This is a genomic window from Rathayibacter sp. VKM Ac-2803, from assembly GCF_009807175.1.
In the GTDB taxonomy this organism is placed as follows: domain Bacteria; phylum Actinomycetota; class Actinomycetes; order Actinomycetales; family Microbacteriaceae; genus Rathayibacter.
In genome coordinates this window covers 2,914,301-2,931,203 of the sequence record NZ_WUCD01000001.1, presented here as the reverse complement: position 1 = coordinate 2,931,203, position 16,903 = coordinate 2,914,301, and the positions used below count along the sequence as shown (strand labels likewise).

Below are 16,903 nucleotides of genomic sequence, written 5' to 3'. Positions count from 1 at the left end.
CACGTCTCGCGTCGCCGCGATGCCGGGGCGGGACGGGTGAGCGGACAGGCGAGGCCGTCCGAGACCCCGGGGAGAGACCGACGGCCCTCCACCCACCTCCGAAAGGCCCCTCCCATGATCGATCTGCCCGTCTGGTTCGTGGTCGGCTCCTTCGTCGTCCTGAGCCTGATCCTCGCCGCCGACCTCCTGCTGGTCTACAAGCGGCCGCACGTCCCCAGTCTGAAGGAGTCGGGCCTCTGGGTCGGCTTCTACGTCAGCCTCGCGCTGCTGTTCGCGCTGGCGATGCTGGTGCTCGGCGACGGTGAGACCGCGGGGCAGTTCCTGGCGGGCTGGCTGACCGAGTACAGCCTCTCGATCGACAACCTGTTCGTCTTCGTCATCATCATGGGGCGCTTCGCGGTGCCGCCGAAGTACCAGCAGGAAGTGCTGATGGTCGGCATCATCATCGCGCTGATCTTCCGCGGGGTCTTCATCCTGCTCGGCGCCCAGCTCATCGAGAGCTTCAGCTGGATCTTCTACCTCTTCGGCGCCTTCATCGTCTACACCGCGTACAACCAGGCGTTCGGCAAGGAGGACGAGAGCGAGGGCACCGACAACCTGCTGATCCGGCTCCTCCGCCGCCGCGTGAAGATCTCGGACAGCTTCGACGGCTCGAAGATCCGCACCACGATCGACGGCACGCGCTACTTCACGCCGATGCTGATCGTGTTCCTCGCGATCGGATCGACCGACCTGCTCTTCGCGCTCGACTCGATCCCGGCGATCTTCGGCATCACCGAGAGTCCCTTCATCGTCTTCACTGCGAACATCTTCGCTCTGATGGGGCTCCGCCAGCTCTACTTCCTGCTCGGCGGCCTGATCGACAAGCTCGAGTACCTCAAGTACGGCATCGCGTTCATCCTCGCGTTCATCGGCGTGAAGCTCGTGCTGCACGCTCTGCACAAGAACGACCTGCCCTTCATCAACGGCGGCGAGCCGGTGCCGGTCTGGGACATCGACACGTGGACGTCCCTCGCCGTGATCGTCGTCAGCATGACCGTCGCGACGGCGGCCAGCCTCCTGAAGATGCGCCGCGAGCACAGCCACATCGAGATGCACGACGGGCACCCCGAGGTCGTCGCGGACGCCGACGCGCCCCGGTCCGGCGCCGAGGAGAAGTGACCGGCCGGTGACGAGCATCGAGCTCCCGCAGGGAGTGCTGCGCCTCTCGGTCACCAGCAGCACCGATGTCGGATCCGTCCGCCGGGTCAACGAGGACGCCCTGCTGGCCGACGACCTCCTCCTCGCGGTCGCCGACGGCATGGGTGGTCACGCGCGGGGCGACCTCGCCAGCGCGACGGCCGTCGACGCCCTGCGCGCGAACGCGCCGACGGCGATCGGAGCGGTCGACGCGGTGTTCGATCTCGTCGAGGCGGCGAACGCCGCGGTCCGCGGGCTCGACGTGGGCGGCGCACTCTGCGGGACGACGCTGACCGGACTCACCCTCGTGCGTCCCGAGGAGGCGGGTCCCGTGCGCTGGGCCCTCTTCAATGTGGGCGACTCGCGGGTCTACCGGTGGGACGGCTCGGCGATGCAGCAGTTGACGGTCGACCACTCGGCCGTGCAGGAGCTCGTCAGCGCCGGTCTGCTGACCCGGGAGCTGGCCGAGACGCATCCCGACCGCAACATCGTCACGCGCGCCCTCGGTGCCGACGACGCCGTCGAGACCGACGTGTGGACCCTCCCCGTCGTGCCCCGCGCCAGCTACCTCCTCTGCTCGGACGGGCTCACGCGAGAGCTCTCGGACGAGCGGATCGCCGCACTGTTCGAGCGCCGGGACGCGGGGGAGATCGCCGCCGTCGACCTCGCACGGACGCTGGTGCGCGAGGCGGTCGATGCGGGAGGACGCGACAACGTGACCGTCGTCGTGGTGGACGCCGTCCTCGACCCTCGGGCCTGAGCACGCCGATCCTGCTGCAGAGTGCCCCCCGGACGGGTTCCATCGCGGTGTCGCGTCGACTCCAGAGCCTGGCTGTCGAAAGGCATACTGGAGGGATGGACATCGCCGAGGCTCTCGATCGTGCCAAGGCGCGCTTCGCAGAGGGCGATGTCCGCGGGGCGGTCTCGCTGCTCGAGCGCTGCGTCGCGGCCGACCCGACCTGGCTCGATCCTCGGGTCCTCCTCTCCGAGCTCTACCGTCGCTCCGGCGACCTGATCGAGGCGGGGCGCTGGGGCTATCTCGTCGAGAGCGGCGCCGCTCCGGAGGAGCTGCACGCGTTCGAGCGCGCCCTCGTCAGCACCGACGAGGACCCGTTCGAGCTCGCGGAGCGCGCCCTGGTCCATCCGCTCGAGCTCGCGGCGGAGTCGCCGCACGCGGCCCGCATGCTGGCCGAGCTCCCGCAGCGCCTCGAGGAGGCGGCCCGGCACGAGGCCGAGGCTCCCGACCCGCTCGACGGCGAGTGGTTCGAGCACGAGGCGCTCCCGACCCCGCGTCGCGGCGGGATCATCGGCATGTTCGGCGCCGCCGCCGCAGCCGTCTTCGTCGTCGGCGGCGTGGTCGTCGGCGCCGCCGCTCTGCTCGTGGTGCCCGCGGTGCTGATCGCCATGCTCGTCACGCCCTAGGGCCGGTCGCGACAGGCGCCGGGAGTCCCCGGCCCCGCCCGTCCGCGGTGCTATCCTCGGTGAATGCTGTTCGGCCGGCTCCTCCTTCTCCGCCGCGACGAGACCTCGATCTGACAGGCCTCTCTCGTCGCGGTGTCTCTCGTGGGCTGACCATCCTTCCCGAGGAAGAGAAACCACCGACATGAACGACAGTGCTATCGACGGCGCCGCGAACCACGACGCCGGGATCGCCCGCCCCCGGACCCTCGCCGAGAAGGTCTGGGACGACCATCTCGTCTCGAAGGGCCAGGACGGCACGCCCGACCTGATCTACATCGACCTGCACCTCGTGCACGAGGTGACCAGCCCGCAGGCCTTCGACGGCCTGCGCCTCGCCGGCCGCCCCGTCCGCCGGCCCGATCTGACGATCGCGACGGAGGACCACAACACCCCGACCGTGGGCATCGACCGGCCGATCGCCGATCTGACGAGCCGCACCCAGATCGAGACGCTGCGTCGCAACTGCGCCGAGTTCGGCGTGCGCCTGCACTCGCTGGGCGACGTCGAGCAGGGCATCGTCCACGTCGTCGGGCCCCAGCTCGGCCTGACGATGCCGGGCATCACGGTCGTCTGCGGCGACTCGCACACCTCGACGCACGGCGCGTTCGGAGCGATGGCCTTCGGTATCGGCACCAGCGAGGTCGAGCACGTGATGGCGACCCAGACGCTGCCGCTGAAGCCGTTCAAGACCATGGCGATCACGGTCGACGGCACCCTCCGCGACGGAGTGACGGCCAAGGACATCATCCTCGCCGTCATCGCGAAGATCGGCACCGGAGGCGGTCAGGGCTACGTCCTCGAGTACCGCGGCTCCGCGATCCGCGCGCTCTCGATGGAGGGCCGCATGACGATCTGCAACATGTCGATCGAGGCCGGCGCGCGCGCGGGAATGGTCGCCCCCGACGAGACCACCTTCGCCTACCTGAAGGGGCGGCCGCACGCTCCCGAGGGCCAGGCCTGGGACGACGCCGTCGAGTACTGGCGCACGCTGCCCACCGACGAGGGCGCGAGGTTCGACGCCGAGGTGGTCCTCGACGCCGACACGCTCGAGCCTTTCGTCACCTGGGGCACCAACCCCGGGCAGGGCGTCTCGCTGTCGCAGGCCGTGCCCGATCCCGAGTCGATCGACGACCCGAACGAGCGCTCGAACGCCCGACGCGCCCTCGAGTACATGGATCTCGAGGCCGGGACCCCGATGAAGGAGATCCCCGTCGACGCCGTCTTCATGGGCTCCTGCACCAACTCGCGCATCGAGGACCTGCGCGCCTTCGCCTCCGTGATCGCGGGTCGGACGAAGGCGCCCGGGGTCCGTGTGATGGTCGTCCCCGGCTCCGCCCGCGTGCGGATCGAGGCCGAGGCCGAGGGCCTCGACAAGGTCTTCACCGACTTCGGCGCCGAGTGGCGCTTCGCCGGCTGCTCGATGTGCCTCGGGATGAACCCCGACCAGCTCGCTCCCGGCGAGCGCTGCGCCTCGACCTCGAACCGCAACTTCGAGGGCCGGCAGGGCAAGGGCGGACGCACGCACCTGGTCTCGCCGCTGGTCGCCGCCGCGACGGCTGTGCGCGGCACCCTCTCCAGCCCGTCCGATCTGGAGCCCGCTCGCGAACTGGTGGAGGCCTGATCATGCAGAAGTTCGAGACCGTCACCGGCGTCGCCGCGCCGCTGAAGCGCAGCAACGTCGACACCGACCAGATCATCCCGGCCGTGTTCCTCAAGCGGGTCACCAAGACCGGCTTCGAGGACGCGCTCTTCCACGGCTGGCGCCAGGAGGAGGACTTCGTCCTCAACCAGGGGCCGTTCCTCGGCGCGCAGATCCTGGTCGCCGGGCCCGACTTCGGCACGGGATCCAGCCGCGAGCACGCGGTGTGGGCGCTGCGCGACTTCGGCTTCCGGGTCGTGCTCTCCTCGCGCTTCGGCGACATCTTCCGGGGCAACTCCGGCAAGCAGGGTCTGCTGGCCGCCGCCCTCGCCGAGGACGACATCGAGCGCATCTGGGCCGCCATCGACGAGCAGCCGGGAATAGAACTGACCGTGGACCTGGTTGCCCGTACGGTCACTGCCGGTGGCGACTCCTTCCCCTTCGAGATCGACGACTACACTCGATGGCGCCTGATCGAGGGGCTGGACGACATCGGACTGACCCTGCGCGACGAAGCGCTCATTTCCGAATTCGAGACCCGTCGCGAGAGCTGGCGGCCCAAGACATTGCCGGTGAAATAGCGTGAACACACTTCTTCAGGACGCCAAGACGGCGCTCCAGGATGCCAAGGCCTCGGGGGCGCGAGTGGGGATGACGACGGAGCGGATCACGATCCACGGCGGGCGACCGCTGAAGGGGCGCATCGAGCTCAAGGGGGCGAAGAACCTGGTCACCAAGGCCATGGTCGCCGCCCTCCTCGGCGAGACCGCCTCGACCCTGCGCGACGTGCCCGACATCAGCGACGTCCGCGTCGTGAAGGGCCTGCTCGAGGTCCACGGCGTCAAGGTCAAGCAGGGCCCCGAGGTCGGCGAGCTGATCCTCGACCCCTCGAACGTCGAGTCGGCGCACATGGCCGACATCGATGCCCACGCGGGCTCGAGCCGCATCCCGATCCTGTTCTGCGGGCCGCTGCTGCACCGCCTGGGCGAGGCGTTCATCCCCGACCTCGGCGGCTGCCGCATCGGCGACCGCCCGATCGACTACCACCTCGAGGTGCTGCGGAACTTCGGCGCCATCGTCGAGAAGCTGCCGTCCGGCATCCGGATGTCGGCGCCCGAGGGCCTGCACGGCGCCAAGGTGTCGCTGCCCTACCCGAGCGTCGGAGCGACCGAGCAGGTCCTGCTGACCGCGGTCCGCGCCTCCGGCATCACCGAGCTCTCGGGTGCGGCGATCGAGCCCGAGATCATGGACCTCATCAACATCCTGCAGAAGATGGGCGCCATCATCTCGGTCGACACCGACCGCGTGATCCGCATCGAGGGCGTCGAGCGCCTCTCGGGCTACACCCACCGCGCGCTCTTCGACCGCAACGAGGCCGCCTCCTGGGCCGCCGCGGCGCTCGCGACCGACGGCGACATCTTCGTCGGCGGCGCCCGCCAGCAGGAGATGACCACGTTCCTCAACGTCTTCCGCAAGGTCGGCGGCGCGTTCGAGATCGCCGAGGACGGCATCCGCTTCTACCACCCCGGTGGCGAGCTGAAGCCGGTCATCATCGAGACCGACGTGCACCCCGGCTTCATGACCGACTGGCAGCAGCCGCTCGTCGTGGCGCTGACCAAGGCCAAGGGCGTCTCGATCGTGCACGAGACGGTCTACGAGCAGCGCTTCGGCTTCGTCGACGCCCTCGTCGAGATGGGCGCGACCATCCAGATCCACCGCGAGTGCCTCGGCGGCCAGGCCTGCCGCTTCGGTCAGCGCAACTTCATGCACTCCGCCGTCATCTCGGGGCCGTCGAAGCTGCACGGCGCCGACATCGTCGTGCCGGATCTGCGCGGAGGCTTCTCCCACCTGATCGCGGCGCTCTCGGCCGAGGGCACCTCCTCGGTCTCGAACGTCGGCATCATAAGCCGCGGCTACGAGAACTTCCTCACCAAGCTCGAGCTGCTCGGCGCCGACTTCTCGCTCGACGCGTAGTCGCCCGACCACCCGGAGAACCCCGGGTCGTCGAGGCCGCCTGCTTCTGCAGGCGCTCTCGACGGCCCGGGGTTCCGTCGTTCGCGGGCGGCTCGCGGCCCGGGCTTCCGTCGCGCGGGCGCGGGCAGGAGGGGCTGCTCCCCGGGGGATGCGAGGATGGGCGGGTGTCTGAACGCAGTCGTCCCTCCGTCTTCTGGTTCCTCGCGGCGGCGGTGATCCCGACGCTGACCGCCTCCGTCGACCTCCGGGTCCGCGACATCGAGAAGATCCCGCCGACCGGCGCGTTCGTGTTCGCGCCGAACCACTACAGCGAGATCGACCCGTTCATCACGGGCTGGACGCTGTGGCGGGCGGGGCGCGCACCGCGGTTCCTCGCCAAGGCGTCGCTCTTCAAGGTCCCCGTCGTCGGGACGGTCCTGCGCGCCTCCGGGCAGATCCCGGTCGAGCGCGCCGGCTCGGTGCGAGGGAGCCAGCCTCTCCAGGCGGCGAAGGACCTGGTCGACCGCGGCGGATCGGTGCTGATCTACCCCGAGGGCACGCTGACGCGCGACCCCGAGCTCTGGCCGATGCGCGGCAAGACCGGCGCGGTGCGGATGGCGCTGCAGTACGGACTGCCGGTCATCCCGATGGCGCACTGGGGCACCCAGCAGCTGATGGGGCGCTACTCGAAGAAGGTCACGCTGTTCCGCCGCAAGCGGGTCGACGTCCTGATCGGCGATCCCGTCGACCTGTCCGCGTTCCGCGGGCGCAGCCTCGACTCCGCGACCCTCAATGAGGCGTCGGCCGTCGTGATGGCCGCCATCACGGCGCTGCTCGAGGAGCTCCGCGGGGAGAAGGCGCCCGAGAAGCGCTGGAATCCGGCCGAGCACAACCAGAAGGGGACGGGACGCTTTGAGTCCGAGCAGTAGGAGCCAGAAGCCGCCGATCCCCGTCCCGCGGCGCGTGGCGGTGCTCGGTGCCGGCAGCTGGGGCACGACGTTCGCCAAGATCCTGGCCGACGGCGGGTCCGACGTGGTGATGTGGGCGCGGCGGGCCGAGCTCGCCCGTGAGATCACGGAGGCGAAGCGCAACAGCGACTACCTCCCCGGCATCAACCTGCCGCGCAACATCCGCGCCACGCCCCGCATCGAGGAGGCGCTCGAGGGCGCCGACCACGTGTACCTGTCGATCCCGTCGCAGTCGCTCCGGAGCAACCTCGAGGCGATCACGCCGTTCCTCACCGAGCGCACCGTGCTGGTGAGCCTGATGAAGGGCGTCGAGAAGGGCACCGGCCAGCGGATGAGCGAGGTGATCGCGCAGATGCTGCCGATCTCGACCGACCGCATCGCCGTCGCCTCCGGACCGAACCTCGCGCTCGAGATCGCGAAGGAGCAGCCGACCGCCGCGGTCATCGCCTCCGAGAGTCTCGTCACCGCCCAGGAGGTCGCGCTCGCGGCGACCAACCGCTACTTCCGCTCGTTCGTCAACACCGACGTCATCGGCACCGAGTTCGGCGGTGTGCTGAAGAACCTGATCGCGGTCGCCATCGGCATCGTCGACGGCGTCGGCTACGGCGAGAACACCAAGGCGTCGATCATGACGCGCGGCCTCGCCGAGATGACCGACTTCGCGGTCGCCTACGGAGCGAAGGCCGAGACGATGTCGGGGCTCGCCGGTCTCGGCGACCTGATCGCGACCTCGAGCTCGTCGCTCTCGCGCAACAACACGGCGGGCCGCCTGCTCGGCCAGGGCTACAGCTTCACCGACGTCGTGAAGTCGATGCAGCAGACGGCGGAGGGCCTCGCCTCGGTCGCGCCGGTGCTCGAGCTCGCCCGCGCCAGGGGTGTCGACATGCCCATCGTCGAGCAGGTGGCGCAGGTGCTCGCCGGTACGCTCGATCCGAAGGACATCGCGCCGCACCTGACCACGGATTCGGACGAGCCCCAGGGTGAGAGGAACCTCGATGACCAGCAAGCTCCGCGTGGCCGTTCTGTTCGGGGGGCGCTCCAGCGAGCACTCGATCAGCTGCGCCACGGCGGCCGGAGTGCTGCGGGCGATCGATCGTGACCGCTTCGAGGTGATCCCCGTCGGGATCACCCGGGACGGTGCGTTCGTGCTCGAGGAGGACCGGCCCGAGAAGTTCGCGCTCGACGCGGCAGCTCTGCCCGAGGTCGTCGACAACGGCAGCCGGGTGCGCTGGCCCGAGTCGGCTCTGTCGCGCGAGCTGAGCGTCTCCGACGGCGGAGCAGCGCGCTCGCTGGGCGACGTCGACGTCGTGTTCCCGATCCTGCACGGGCCGTGGGGCGAGGACGGCACGATCCAGGGCCTCCTCGAGCTGATCGGCCTGCCGTACGTCGGGTCGGGCGTGCTCGCCTCGGCTCTCGGGATGGACAAGCACTTCACCAAGACGGTCCTGCGGGCGGCGGGCATCGCCGTGGCTCCCTGGTACACCGTGACCGAGGCGGAGTGGCGGGCCGACCCGGGCGACGCCGTCGCCGCCCTCGACGACCTCGGGCTGCCCGTGTTCGTGAAGCCCGCGCGGGCCGGATCGAGCGTCGGCGTCAGCCGCGTCGACGAGCGCTCGCAGCTCGATGCCGCCCTCGACGAGGCGTTCGCGCACGACTCGCGCGTGCTGATCGAGTCGGGGATGTCCGGCCGCGAGATCGAGATCGGTGTGCTCGGCGCTTTCGGTGGCGCCGCCGCGCGCACCTCGGTGGCGGGCGAGGTCGTCGTCTCGGGCGGCGGCTTCTACGACTTCGAGGCCAAGTACCTCGGGGCGGCGGGCATCGACCTGATCTGCCCGGCCGACCTGAGCGCGGACGAGCTGGCCGAGATGAGCGCGCTCGCCGTGCGGGCGTTCGAGTCGATCGGAGCCGCGGGGCTCGCCCGCGTCGACTTCTTCCTCACCGCAGAGGGCTTCGTCGTCAACGAGATCAACACCATGCCCGGCTTCACGCCGATCTCGATGTTCCCGCGGATGTGGGGGGCGAGCGGGGTCGCCTACCCGGATCTGATCGGCGAGCTGATCGACCTCGCGCTCGAGCGGCTCCCGGTCGCCGCCCGGTGACACTCGACCTGCGGATCGATCCGGAGGCGGCCGCCGCGCCGTTCGAGCAGATCCGCGAGCGGATCGCGGCGCAGGTGGCGGCGGGAGAGCTGCCGCTCGGGGCGCGCCTGCCGCCGGTGCGCGCACTGGCCGAGCAGCTCGGCGTGGCGCCGGGAACCGTCGCGCGGGCGTACAAGGAGCTCGAGTCGGCCGGAGTGGTCGAGACCCGCGGGCGCTCGGGAACGATGGTCGCGGGCGGCATCGAGGGCGTGGAGCGCGAGCTCCAGCTCGCCGCCGCGGCGTACGCCGAGCGGGCGCGAGCGCTGGGCGCACCCGCCGACCAGGCGCTGCGCGTGGTGAGCGGCGCGCTCGGCGCCTGAGGACGCGGTGCGACTCCGTGGTGGGGGATGAGTCGGCGCCGGCCGCCACCCCCCCCTGCTGGTCGAGTAGCCGCTGAAGGCGGCGCATCGAGACCCGCCGGCGTCAGCAGGTCGGGACTTCCATCCTGTCTTCTGACGCTGGTGGATCTCGATACGCCCGCTGCGCGGGCTGCTCGATCAGCGAAGAGGGGCTCACCCGCAGCGGATCGGGAGGACCTTCCGCAAGCTCGTTGCGCGAGGAGGGGGTCACTCGCAGCAGGTGGAAAGAGATCCCCGCAAGCTCGCTGGTCGAGTAGCCGCCGCAGGCGGCGTATCGAGACCCGCCAGCACCAGCAGATCGGGCCGTCGACCCGGTCTTCTGACGGACGTGGATCTCGATACGCCCGCTCCGCGGGCTACTCGATCAGCGAGGGGGGGGCTCGAGCGGGAGATCACCGCCCTCAGGAGACCACTCATCGAGGTGGCGTCAGCCGGTGGGGGTGCCCGTCGGGTCGAGCGTGTTCGTGTCGGAGACGTCCGTGCACTCGCGGTCCTGGGGGATGTACGAGACGGCGTTCGCCAGGTCGACGACGGCCGAGGTCCCGGAGGCGCGGCTCTGATCGACGGTGATCTCGACGGCCGGGTCGCGACCGTAGGTGGTCAGCGTGTAGATGTCCTCGTCGGCCTGGGTCTCGTCGATGATCCAGTCGACGCCGCTGACCGAGACGCAGAGGTCGGTGGTCGGCCCGGGCGGCTCGACACCGCAGTGCAGGATGACCGCGGCGGGTGTTCCCCAGGCGGCCGTCCCCTGCGCGTTCGTCTCGCGCTCGGGCTGCTCGGCGACCACGTCGGGCAGGCGCACCGAGACCTCGGCGCAGCCGGGGTTCGTGGCGTCCGCAGCGGGTTCGAGGGCGACGGCGGCCGAGCATCCGGAGAGCAGGAGCACGGCTGACAGGGCGACGAGCGGGGTGCGGAGGCGGCGAGCGGACATCGTGGGCAACGCTAGCGTGTGAACCATGGCACCTCATCCGAGCCCCACCCTGGCCGAGCTCAGCGAGGGCGAGGTCCTCGCGAGGGTGCTGGGCAGGCTCGGCGGCGCCCCGGGATCGGAGACGCTCGTCGGCCCGGGCGACGACTCCGCCGTGCTGCGCGCCCCCGACGGCCGCTTCGTCGTGACCACCGACATGATGGTGCACGGCCCCGACTTCAGGCTCGCCTGGTCGACGCCGTTCGACCTCGGCTGGAAGGCCGCCGCGTCGAACCTCTCGGACGTCGCCGCGATGGGCGCCCGCCCGACCGCGCTCGTGGTCGCGATCGCCGCGCCGCAGGGGCTCGGCGTCGACGTCCTCGAGGGCATCGCCGAGGGGCTCGCGGCCGGCTGCGCCGCGATGGCGCCGGGGTGCGCGGTCGTCGGGGGCGACCTCTCCGCCTCCTCGACCCTGACCCTCGCGATCACCGCGTTCGGCTCGCTCGACGGCCGCGCCCCCGTGCTGCGCAGCGGAGCCCGGCCGGGTGACGTGGTCGCGACCGCGGGCGTGCTGGGTGCGGCGGGGCTCGGCCTCCGCCTCCTCTTCGAGCGGGCGACGACGGAGGGGGAGCCGTCGGCATCACTCGCCCGTGGACTCCGCGAGCGGTTCCCCGAGGTGCTGGACGCCCAGCTGCGGCCGACTCCACCGCTCGCGGCCGGGGTCGCGGCGGGCGGGTCGGCGACGGCGATGATGGACGTGTCGGACGGCGTGGTGCTCGACGCGCGCAGGATGGCCCGGGCGAGCGGCGTCGTCATCGACCTCGACCCGGCGGCCGTCGACCGGCACGCCGGGCTGCTGACCGTGGTCGACGGCGTGGACGCCGCGCTCGCCCGCACGCTCGTCCTCGGTGGCGGGGAGGACCACGCGATGCTCGCGTGCTTCCCGCGCGGCGCGGCGCTGCCTCCGGAGTTCACCGCCCTCGGCGTCGTACGCGAGGGCGCACCGGAGGTGCGCGTCGGAGGCGACGCCCTCCTCGAGGGCGGCGGCTGGGACCCCTACCTCGGCTGGGACGGCGCCGCGGGCTGACCGACGGCGCGGGACGCCCACCAGATCGTCGTCTCGCCGTAGTCCTTGCGCTTGTCGCGCTCGAGCCCGGACGGCCAGCGCGGCTCGGGGCTGCGCGAGCTCCTCTCCACGACCACGACCGCGTCCTCGAGGAGGAGTGGCAGTACTCCCGCGAGATCGGCCGAGAGGTCGTCCTCGCCGAGGTCGTAGGGCGGGTCGAGGAACACCGCGTCGACGTTGAGGGCGGGGGAGCCGTCGAGGAACGAGCGCACGGAGGCGGTCGCGACCTCGATCCGCGGCCGGGTCACCCGGTTCGAGGCGGCCGCGGCGATCAGGGCGCGCGCGTTCTCGCCGGCGGTCCGCGCCGCCTTCGGGTCGCGCTCGACGAGCACGACCGAGCTCGCACCCCTGCTCGCGGCCTCGAGCCCGAGGGCCCCGGATCCCGCGTAGAGGTCGACCACCGTCGCTCCGCCCAGGTCGACCCGCGCCTCGAGAGCCGAGAAGACGGCCTCGCGGACCCTGTCGCTGGTGGGCCGGGTGCCCGTGCGGGGAACCCGGAGGGTGAGGGATCCGGCGAAGCCGGCGATGATCCTGGTCACCGCTCCGAGCATACGGCGCCACCGCCGCCCGGGAGAGCCCCGGGAACCCTGAGCCGATTTCCGGTTCCGACTGCGAGAATCACCAGTTATGACGTCCCTCGACTCCCACTCCTCCGCTGTCGACTCCGCTTCGGCCCCGGGGGCGTCGATGTCGCGCGAGGAGTTCACCGAGCACTGCGCGGCCATCCTGTCCAATCTGACGCGCGTGATCGACGGCAAGGACGCCGAGGTCTCGATGGCTCTGACGGTGTTCCTCGCGGGCGGGCACCTCCTGATGGAGGACGTGCCGGGCACCGGGAAGACGGTGCTCGCGAAGTCGCTCGCCGCCTCCGTCGGCGGCTCGGTGTCGCGGATCCAGTTCACACCCGACCTGCTGCCCTCCGACGTCACGGGGGTCTCGGTGTACAACCAGGCGACCCGCGACTTCGAGTTCAAGCCCGGTCCGGTGTTCGCGAACGTGCTGATCGGCGACGAGATCAACCGCGCGTCTCCGAAGACGCAGTCGGCGCTTCTCGAGTGCATGGAGGAGCGCCAGGTGTCGGTCGACGGCGTCACGCACCTCCTCCCGCGGCCCTTCGCGGTCGTGGCCACGCAGAACCCGGTCGAGATGGAGGGCACGTACAGCCTCCCCGAGGCCCAGCGCGACCGCTTCATGGCGCGCCTCTCGCTCGGCTACCCCGACGAGCGGGCCGAGCTCGAGATGATCCGCACGCGCGACGCGCGGAGCCCGCTCGAGGAGCTGCGCCCGGTCGTCACCCGCGACGAGCTCGAGCGGATGATCGACTACGTGCAGTCGATCTACGTCGCGCCTCCGGTGCAGGAGTACGTGGTCGCGATCATGCAGGCCACGCGGATCGACCCCGAGCTCCGGCTCGGCGGCAGCCCGCGCGCGACGCTCCAGCTCATCGCCGCCGCCAAGGCGCTCGCGGCGATCAACGACCGCGACTTCGTCGTCCCCGACGACATCGACACCCTCGCGGTCCCCGTCCTCGGGCACCGCCTGCTGCCGGCCACCCGTCTGCCGGGGCGGTCGGGGACGAGCGCGTCCCACTCCGTCAGCGAGATCGTGCAGCGGATCGTCGCCGCGACCCCCGTGCCGTTCAGCGGCCGTGGCGCCTGACCCGCGCGGGGGCGACGCGCCCTCGACGCGCATCGGCTCGCTCCCCGCGCTCGCCGGCGTCGCTCTGACGCTGCGCGGCTGGGCGTTCGCCGGCTTCGGCACGGTGGCGATCATCGCCGCACCGCTGACGGGCTTCCGCGAGCTGCTGTTCGTCGGCCTCGTGCTGCTGGGGCTGCCCTTCGGTGCGGTCGTGTCCCTGCTCGCGGGCAGCCCCGTCCTGCAGGTGCAGCGCCGCTTCGCTCCGCGCGTGGTCGCGGTGGGCGACGTGGTCGACGTCGACGTGCTCGTCGAGAACCGCGGCGGGCCGCTGCGCGCGGGCGCGCAGGCCGAGGACCGCCTCGAGCGGATCGAGCGCGGAGAGGCCTCCGGCCGGATCGTCGCCCGCGGAGGGTTCTCCCTCCCGCCCGTGGGAGCCGCCGGGAGCGGATCCGGTCGGGTCCGCGCCCGCTACCGCCTTCCCGCGGGGCGCCGCGGCATCCACCGCCTCGGGCCGCTCCGCCTCGTCCGCGGCGATGCGCTCGGGCTGGCGCTGCGCGAGACGGTCTCGGGATCGGCGCAGTCGTTCGTGGTGACTCCGCGAGCCGTGCCGCTGCAGAGCGACGTGCTCGACGCCCACGGCGCCGGAGGGTCGAGTCCGGTCGCACACGCGACCGCCGGTGCCGGCACCGACGACGTCATCCCGCGCGACTACCGGCCGGGAGACGCGATGCGCCGCGTGCACTGGCGGGCCAGCGCGCGATCGGGCGAGCTCAAGGTGCGCCAGGACGAGCAGAACACCGACCCGCACGCCTGGATCCTGCTCGAGACCCGGGCGAGCCGGATGCTCGACGGGCGCCGCGACGAGCGGTTCGAGTGGGCCGTCTCGATGACCGCCTCGCTCGCCGTGCACCTGCTCGACCGTGGATTCGAGACGCACCTGGTCGAGACGGGCTCCGGCGCCGGGATGGGCCCGTCCGAGGACGAGCTCGAGCTCGCTCACGACGTGCTCCTGCGTCTCGCCGAGCTCGAGGCCGCCTCCGACTCGGTCGAGGCGGTCGGCCGCATCGCAGCCGAGATGCGTGAGGCCGGGGGAGTGCGCCCGGTCTTCGCGGTGCTGTCCCGACTCCGCGAGGAGGATCTGGCGTCGCTCGCCTCCCTCGCCGCCCACGCCCGGCCGGCGCTCGCCTTCGTCGTCAGGGGCAGCCCCGAGGAGGAGGCGGTGCTGACCTCGCTCGGCTGGTACGCCGTCTCGGTGACTGTGAACACCTCCATCGAGGAGGCGTGGGCCGACGCGCTCGCCCTCCGGGTGGTCGCGTGACGCGCCGCGACGGCTCGGCGCTGCTGAGCCTCCTCTTCTGGCTGGCGATCGTGGCGGCGGCCTCGGGCAGCGGCCGCCTGCTGAACGGGGTCGGCTGGCTCGTGCAGCTGGCCGTCGCGGTCGGCCTCGTGCTCGCGGTGCCGGCCGGCGCTCGGGTGCTGCGCGCGCATCCCGTCGTCCCGCCGATCCTGGCCACTCTGTCGGCGGTCGGGGTCGTGACCGCGATGTTCGTGCCCGCCCGCTCGCTCCTCTTCCTGATCCCGACACCCGCGTCCGTCGCGGACGCCCGCGCCCTCGCCCAGAGCGGCTTCACCTCGATCGCGCAGCAGGGGCTGCCGGCGATCGCCGACGAGGGGATCTCCTTCCTGCTGGTCGGCGGAGTCGTGGTGCTCGCGTGGGCCACCGATCTCTTCGCGTTCTCGGTGCGCCTCCCCGCCCTGGCGGGGCTGTTCCCGGCGGCGCTGCTCGCGGTGCCCGCGGTGATCGACCCGGCCGACGTCTCGTGGCCGAGCCTCGTCCTGACCGCGCTGGCCTATGTCGCGATCCTGGCGGTGAGCGCCCGCCCGCGGCGTCCCGGCGCGCGCCGCCCGACGGCCGCCTCGGCCGCTCCGGCGGTCGGGATCGCGGCGGTCGTCGTCGTCGTGTCCGGCCTGCTCGCGGGATCGGCCGCCGGGTACGTGCGCACCTCGGCCTCGTCGGGGGTCTCGGGCACGCTGTTCAACGGCTCGATCGACCCCGTGGTCGCCCTCGGCGCCGACCTGCGCCGCCCCGACCCGGTCACCGTGCTGCGCTACGCCACCGACTCCGACCTCCCCGTCTACCTCCGGGTGCTCACGGTGTCCGACTTCGAGGGCGAGAACTGGGCGCCGAGCGCGACCGAGGAGACCGCTCCGATCGACGCGCCCATCGCTCCCGAGGGGCTGGCCGAGAGCGTGCCGCGGCTGAGCGAGGAGGTCGACGTCTCGGTCGAGACGCTCCGGAGCCAGTGGCTGCCGGTGCCGTACCCCGTCGAGTCGGTCAGCGGAGTCGGCGACGGCTGGCTGCAGGACGTGCAGGACGGCTCCATCCGCGGCGACGCGACGACCCGGGCCGGCGACGAGTACGACGTCGCGGCGCTGCGGCTCGAGCCCGACCCGCAGCAGCTGCTCGACGCTCCGGCTCCGGCGGGGCTCGAGCGCTACCTCGCGCTCCCGGACGACGTGCCGGAGATCGTGCGGACCACCGCCGCCGAGGTGACCGCCGACGACACCACCGCCTACGACCGCGCGCGGTCCCTGCAGTCCTACTTCCGCTCGTCGGAGTTCGCCTACTCGGAGGACACCCCGGCCGAGGAGGGCTACGACGGAGACGGCGTCGGCGTCCTGGAGTCCTTCCTCACCGTCCGCGAGGGCTACTGCGTGCACTTCGCCTCGGCCATGGCGGTCATGGCGCGGGATCTCGGCATCCCGTCGCGACTCGCGATCGGCTACCAGCCGGGGTCGGTCGTGCCCTCGAGCGACTCCGACCTGACGACCTACCGCGTGATGTCGTCCGATCTGCACGCGTGGCCCGAGCTGTACTTCGAGGGCGTCGGCTGGCTGCCCTTCGAGCCGACCCCGAGCCGCGGCGCTCCGGCGTCGTACACACTGCCCAGCGCGACGTCGTCGACGGGGTCCAGCACTCCGGGGGCGGCGGCGAGCGCGGCACCGGGGACGACGCCCGAGGCGAGCGCGGCGCCCACCTCGACCGCGCCGACCTCGACCGCCACGGCGGGAGCGCTCGGCGGTTCGTCGGTGTCGGCGGCTCCTGCCGTCACCGCCTGGGTGCTGCTCCTGCTGCTCCTGCTGGTGCCCTGGCTGCTGCGCGTCGTGCAGCGCTCCCTCCGCCGGCGCGCAGCGGCGCGCGGATCGACGGAGGCCGCCTGGACCGAGCTGCTCGCGAGCGCCAGGGATCTCGGGATCCCGGTCGAGGCGACCGCGACTCCGCGAGCGCAGGAGGCTCTCATCGCCTCCGCGGTCGGGAGCGGCGAGGCGCGCGAGGCGCTGCGGGGACTCCGGCAGACCCTCGAGCGGGTGCGGTACGCGCCGGTCGCGTCCGACGCCGGCTCGTCGTGGGCCGCCTCCGCGCACGTCGTCTCGGCCCTCCGCGCCGAGGCCGGCGTGCCGCGCCGGGTGCTCGCCGCCGTGCTGCCGCGTTCGGCGTTCACGCCGCAGCGACGCGCGGTGGCCGCCCTATGAT

The 16,903-nt window shown here is 72.0% G+C and carries 16 protein-coding genes; 14 read left to right on the top strand and 2 right to left on the bottom strand.

The features are described from left to right. The first annotated feature begins 114 nt into the window (after window positions 1-114). From GRS96_RS13745 to GRS96_RS13700, 10 genes are all read left to right on the top strand, one after another. Window positions 115-1,161 (top strand): TerC family protein, encoded by a 1,047-nt coding sequence (locus GRS96_RS13745; protein ID WP_159988737.1) that lies wholly within the window; start codon window positions 115-117, stop codon window positions 1,159-1,161. 7 nt (window positions 1,162-1,168) lie between these two features. Continuing rightward, on the top strand, window positions 1,169-1,939 hold the full coding sequence (locus tag GRS96_RS13740) for a PP2C family protein-serine/threonine phosphatase (protein WP_159858640.1): 771 nt from the start codon (window positions 1,169-1,171) through the stop codon (window positions 1,937-1,939). A 95-nt stretch (window positions 1,940-2,034) separates the two neighbouring features. Then, window positions 2,035-2,601, top strand: coding sequence for a DUF6584 family protein (locus GRS96_RS13735; RefSeq protein WP_159858637.1), 567 nt, complete (start codon window positions 2,035-2,037; stop codon window positions 2,599-2,601). A 181-nt stretch (window positions 2,602-2,782) separates the two neighbouring features. Next, window positions 2,783-4,261: a 3-isopropylmalate dehydratase large subunit gene (gene leuC, locus GRS96_RS13730; protein ID WP_159988736.1), complete on the top strand. Its 1,479-nt coding sequence runs from the start codon at window positions 2,783-2,785 to the stop codon at window positions 4,259-4,261. Window positions 4,262-4,263: 2 nt separating this feature from the next. Beyond that, entirely contained in the window at window positions 4,264-4,860 is a 597-nt protein-coding gene (gene leuD / locus GRS96_RS13725; RefSeq protein ID WP_159858631.1) for a 3-isopropylmalate dehydratase small subunit, read from the top strand. 70 nt (window positions 4,861-4,930) lie between these two features. Then, window positions 4,931-6,253, top strand: coding sequence for a UDP-N-acetylglucosamine 1-carboxyvinyltransferase (gene murA, locus GRS96_RS13720; RefSeq protein WP_204162160.1), 1,323 nt, complete (start codon window positions 4,931-4,933; stop codon window positions 6,251-6,253). Window positions 6,254-6,417: 164 nt separating this feature from the next. Next, the gene (locus GRS96_RS13715) at window positions 6,418-7,161 is read left to right on the top strand and encodes a lysophospholipid acyltransferase family protein (RefSeq protein WP_235022089.1); all 744 of its coding nucleotides are present in this window, start codon (window positions 6,418-6,420) and stop codon (window positions 7,159-7,161) included. A 40-nt stretch (window positions 7,162-7,201) separates the two neighbouring features. After that, complete coding sequence (locus GRS96_RS13710) at window positions 7,202-8,299, top strand: NAD(P)H-dependent glycerol-3-phosphate dehydrogenase (RefSeq protein ID WP_204162088.1); 1,098 nt, start codon at window positions 7,202-7,204, stop codon at window positions 8,297-8,299. Beyond that, a complete protein-coding gene (locus GRS96_RS13705) occupies window positions 8,196-9,299 on the top strand; it encodes a D-alanine--D-alanine ligase family protein (protein ID WP_159858628.1) in 1,104 nt (367 codons plus the stop codon). The genes GRS96_RS13710 and GRS96_RS13705 overlap by 104 nt, the downstream gene beginning before the upstream one ends. Continuing rightward, window positions 9,296-9,658, top strand: a complete 363-nt coding sequence (locus tag GRS96_RS13700; protein ID WP_159858625.1) for a GntR family transcriptional regulator — start codon at window positions 9,296-9,298, stop codon at window positions 9,656-9,658. Before GRS96_RS13705 ends, GRS96_RS13700 begins: the two co-directional genes overlap by 4 nt. A 466-nt stretch (window positions 9,659-10,124) precedes the next feature. Here GRS96_RS13700 and GRS96_RS13695 read toward each other — a convergent pair whose 3' ends face one another. Further along, entirely contained in the window at window positions 10,125-10,628 is a 504-nt protein-coding gene (locus GRS96_RS13695; protein WP_159858622.1) for a DUF3515 domain-containing protein, read from the bottom strand. 25 nt (window positions 10,629-10,653) lie between these two features. On the opposite strand from GRS96_RS13695, the gene thiL reads away from it, so the two are divergent. Next, complete coding sequence (gene thiL / locus GRS96_RS13690; RefSeq protein ID WP_159988735.1) at window positions 10,654-11,691, top strand: thiamine-phosphate kinase; 1,038 nt, start codon at window positions 10,654-10,656, stop codon at window positions 11,689-11,691. Here thiL and rsmD read toward each other — a convergent pair. After that, window positions 11,661-12,269 (bottom strand): 16S rRNA (guanine(966)-N(2))-methyltransferase RsmD, encoded by a 609-nt coding sequence (rsmD, locus tag GRS96_RS13685; protein WP_159988734.1) that lies wholly within the window; start codon window positions 12,267-12,269, stop codon window positions 11,661-11,663. The genes thiL and rsmD overlap by 31 nt on opposite strands. A gap of 88 nt (window positions 12,270-12,357) precedes the next feature. On the opposite strand from rsmD, the gene GRS96_RS13680 reads away from it, so the two are divergent. From GRS96_RS13680 to GRS96_RS13670, 3 genes are read left to right on the top strand one after another with little or no spacing between them, the layout of a single operon-like run. Beyond that, window positions 12,358-13,389, top strand: a complete 1,032-nt coding sequence (locus GRS96_RS13680) for an AAA family ATPase (RefSeq protein ID WP_159858613.1) — start codon at window positions 12,358-12,360, stop codon at window positions 13,387-13,389. Continuing rightward, window positions 13,379-14,686 (top strand): DUF58 domain-containing protein, encoded by a 1,308-nt coding sequence (locus GRS96_RS13675; RefSeq protein WP_159988733.1) that lies wholly within the window; start codon window positions 13,379-13,381, stop codon window positions 14,684-14,686. The genes GRS96_RS13680 and GRS96_RS13675 overlap by 11 nt, the downstream gene beginning before the upstream one ends. Further along, entirely contained in the window at window positions 14,683-16,902 is a 2,220-nt protein-coding gene (locus GRS96_RS13670) for a transglutaminase family protein (protein WP_159988732.1), read from the top strand. The genes GRS96_RS13675 and GRS96_RS13670 overlap by 4 nt, the downstream gene beginning before the upstream one ends. Window position 16,903: the final 1 nt, after the last annotated feature.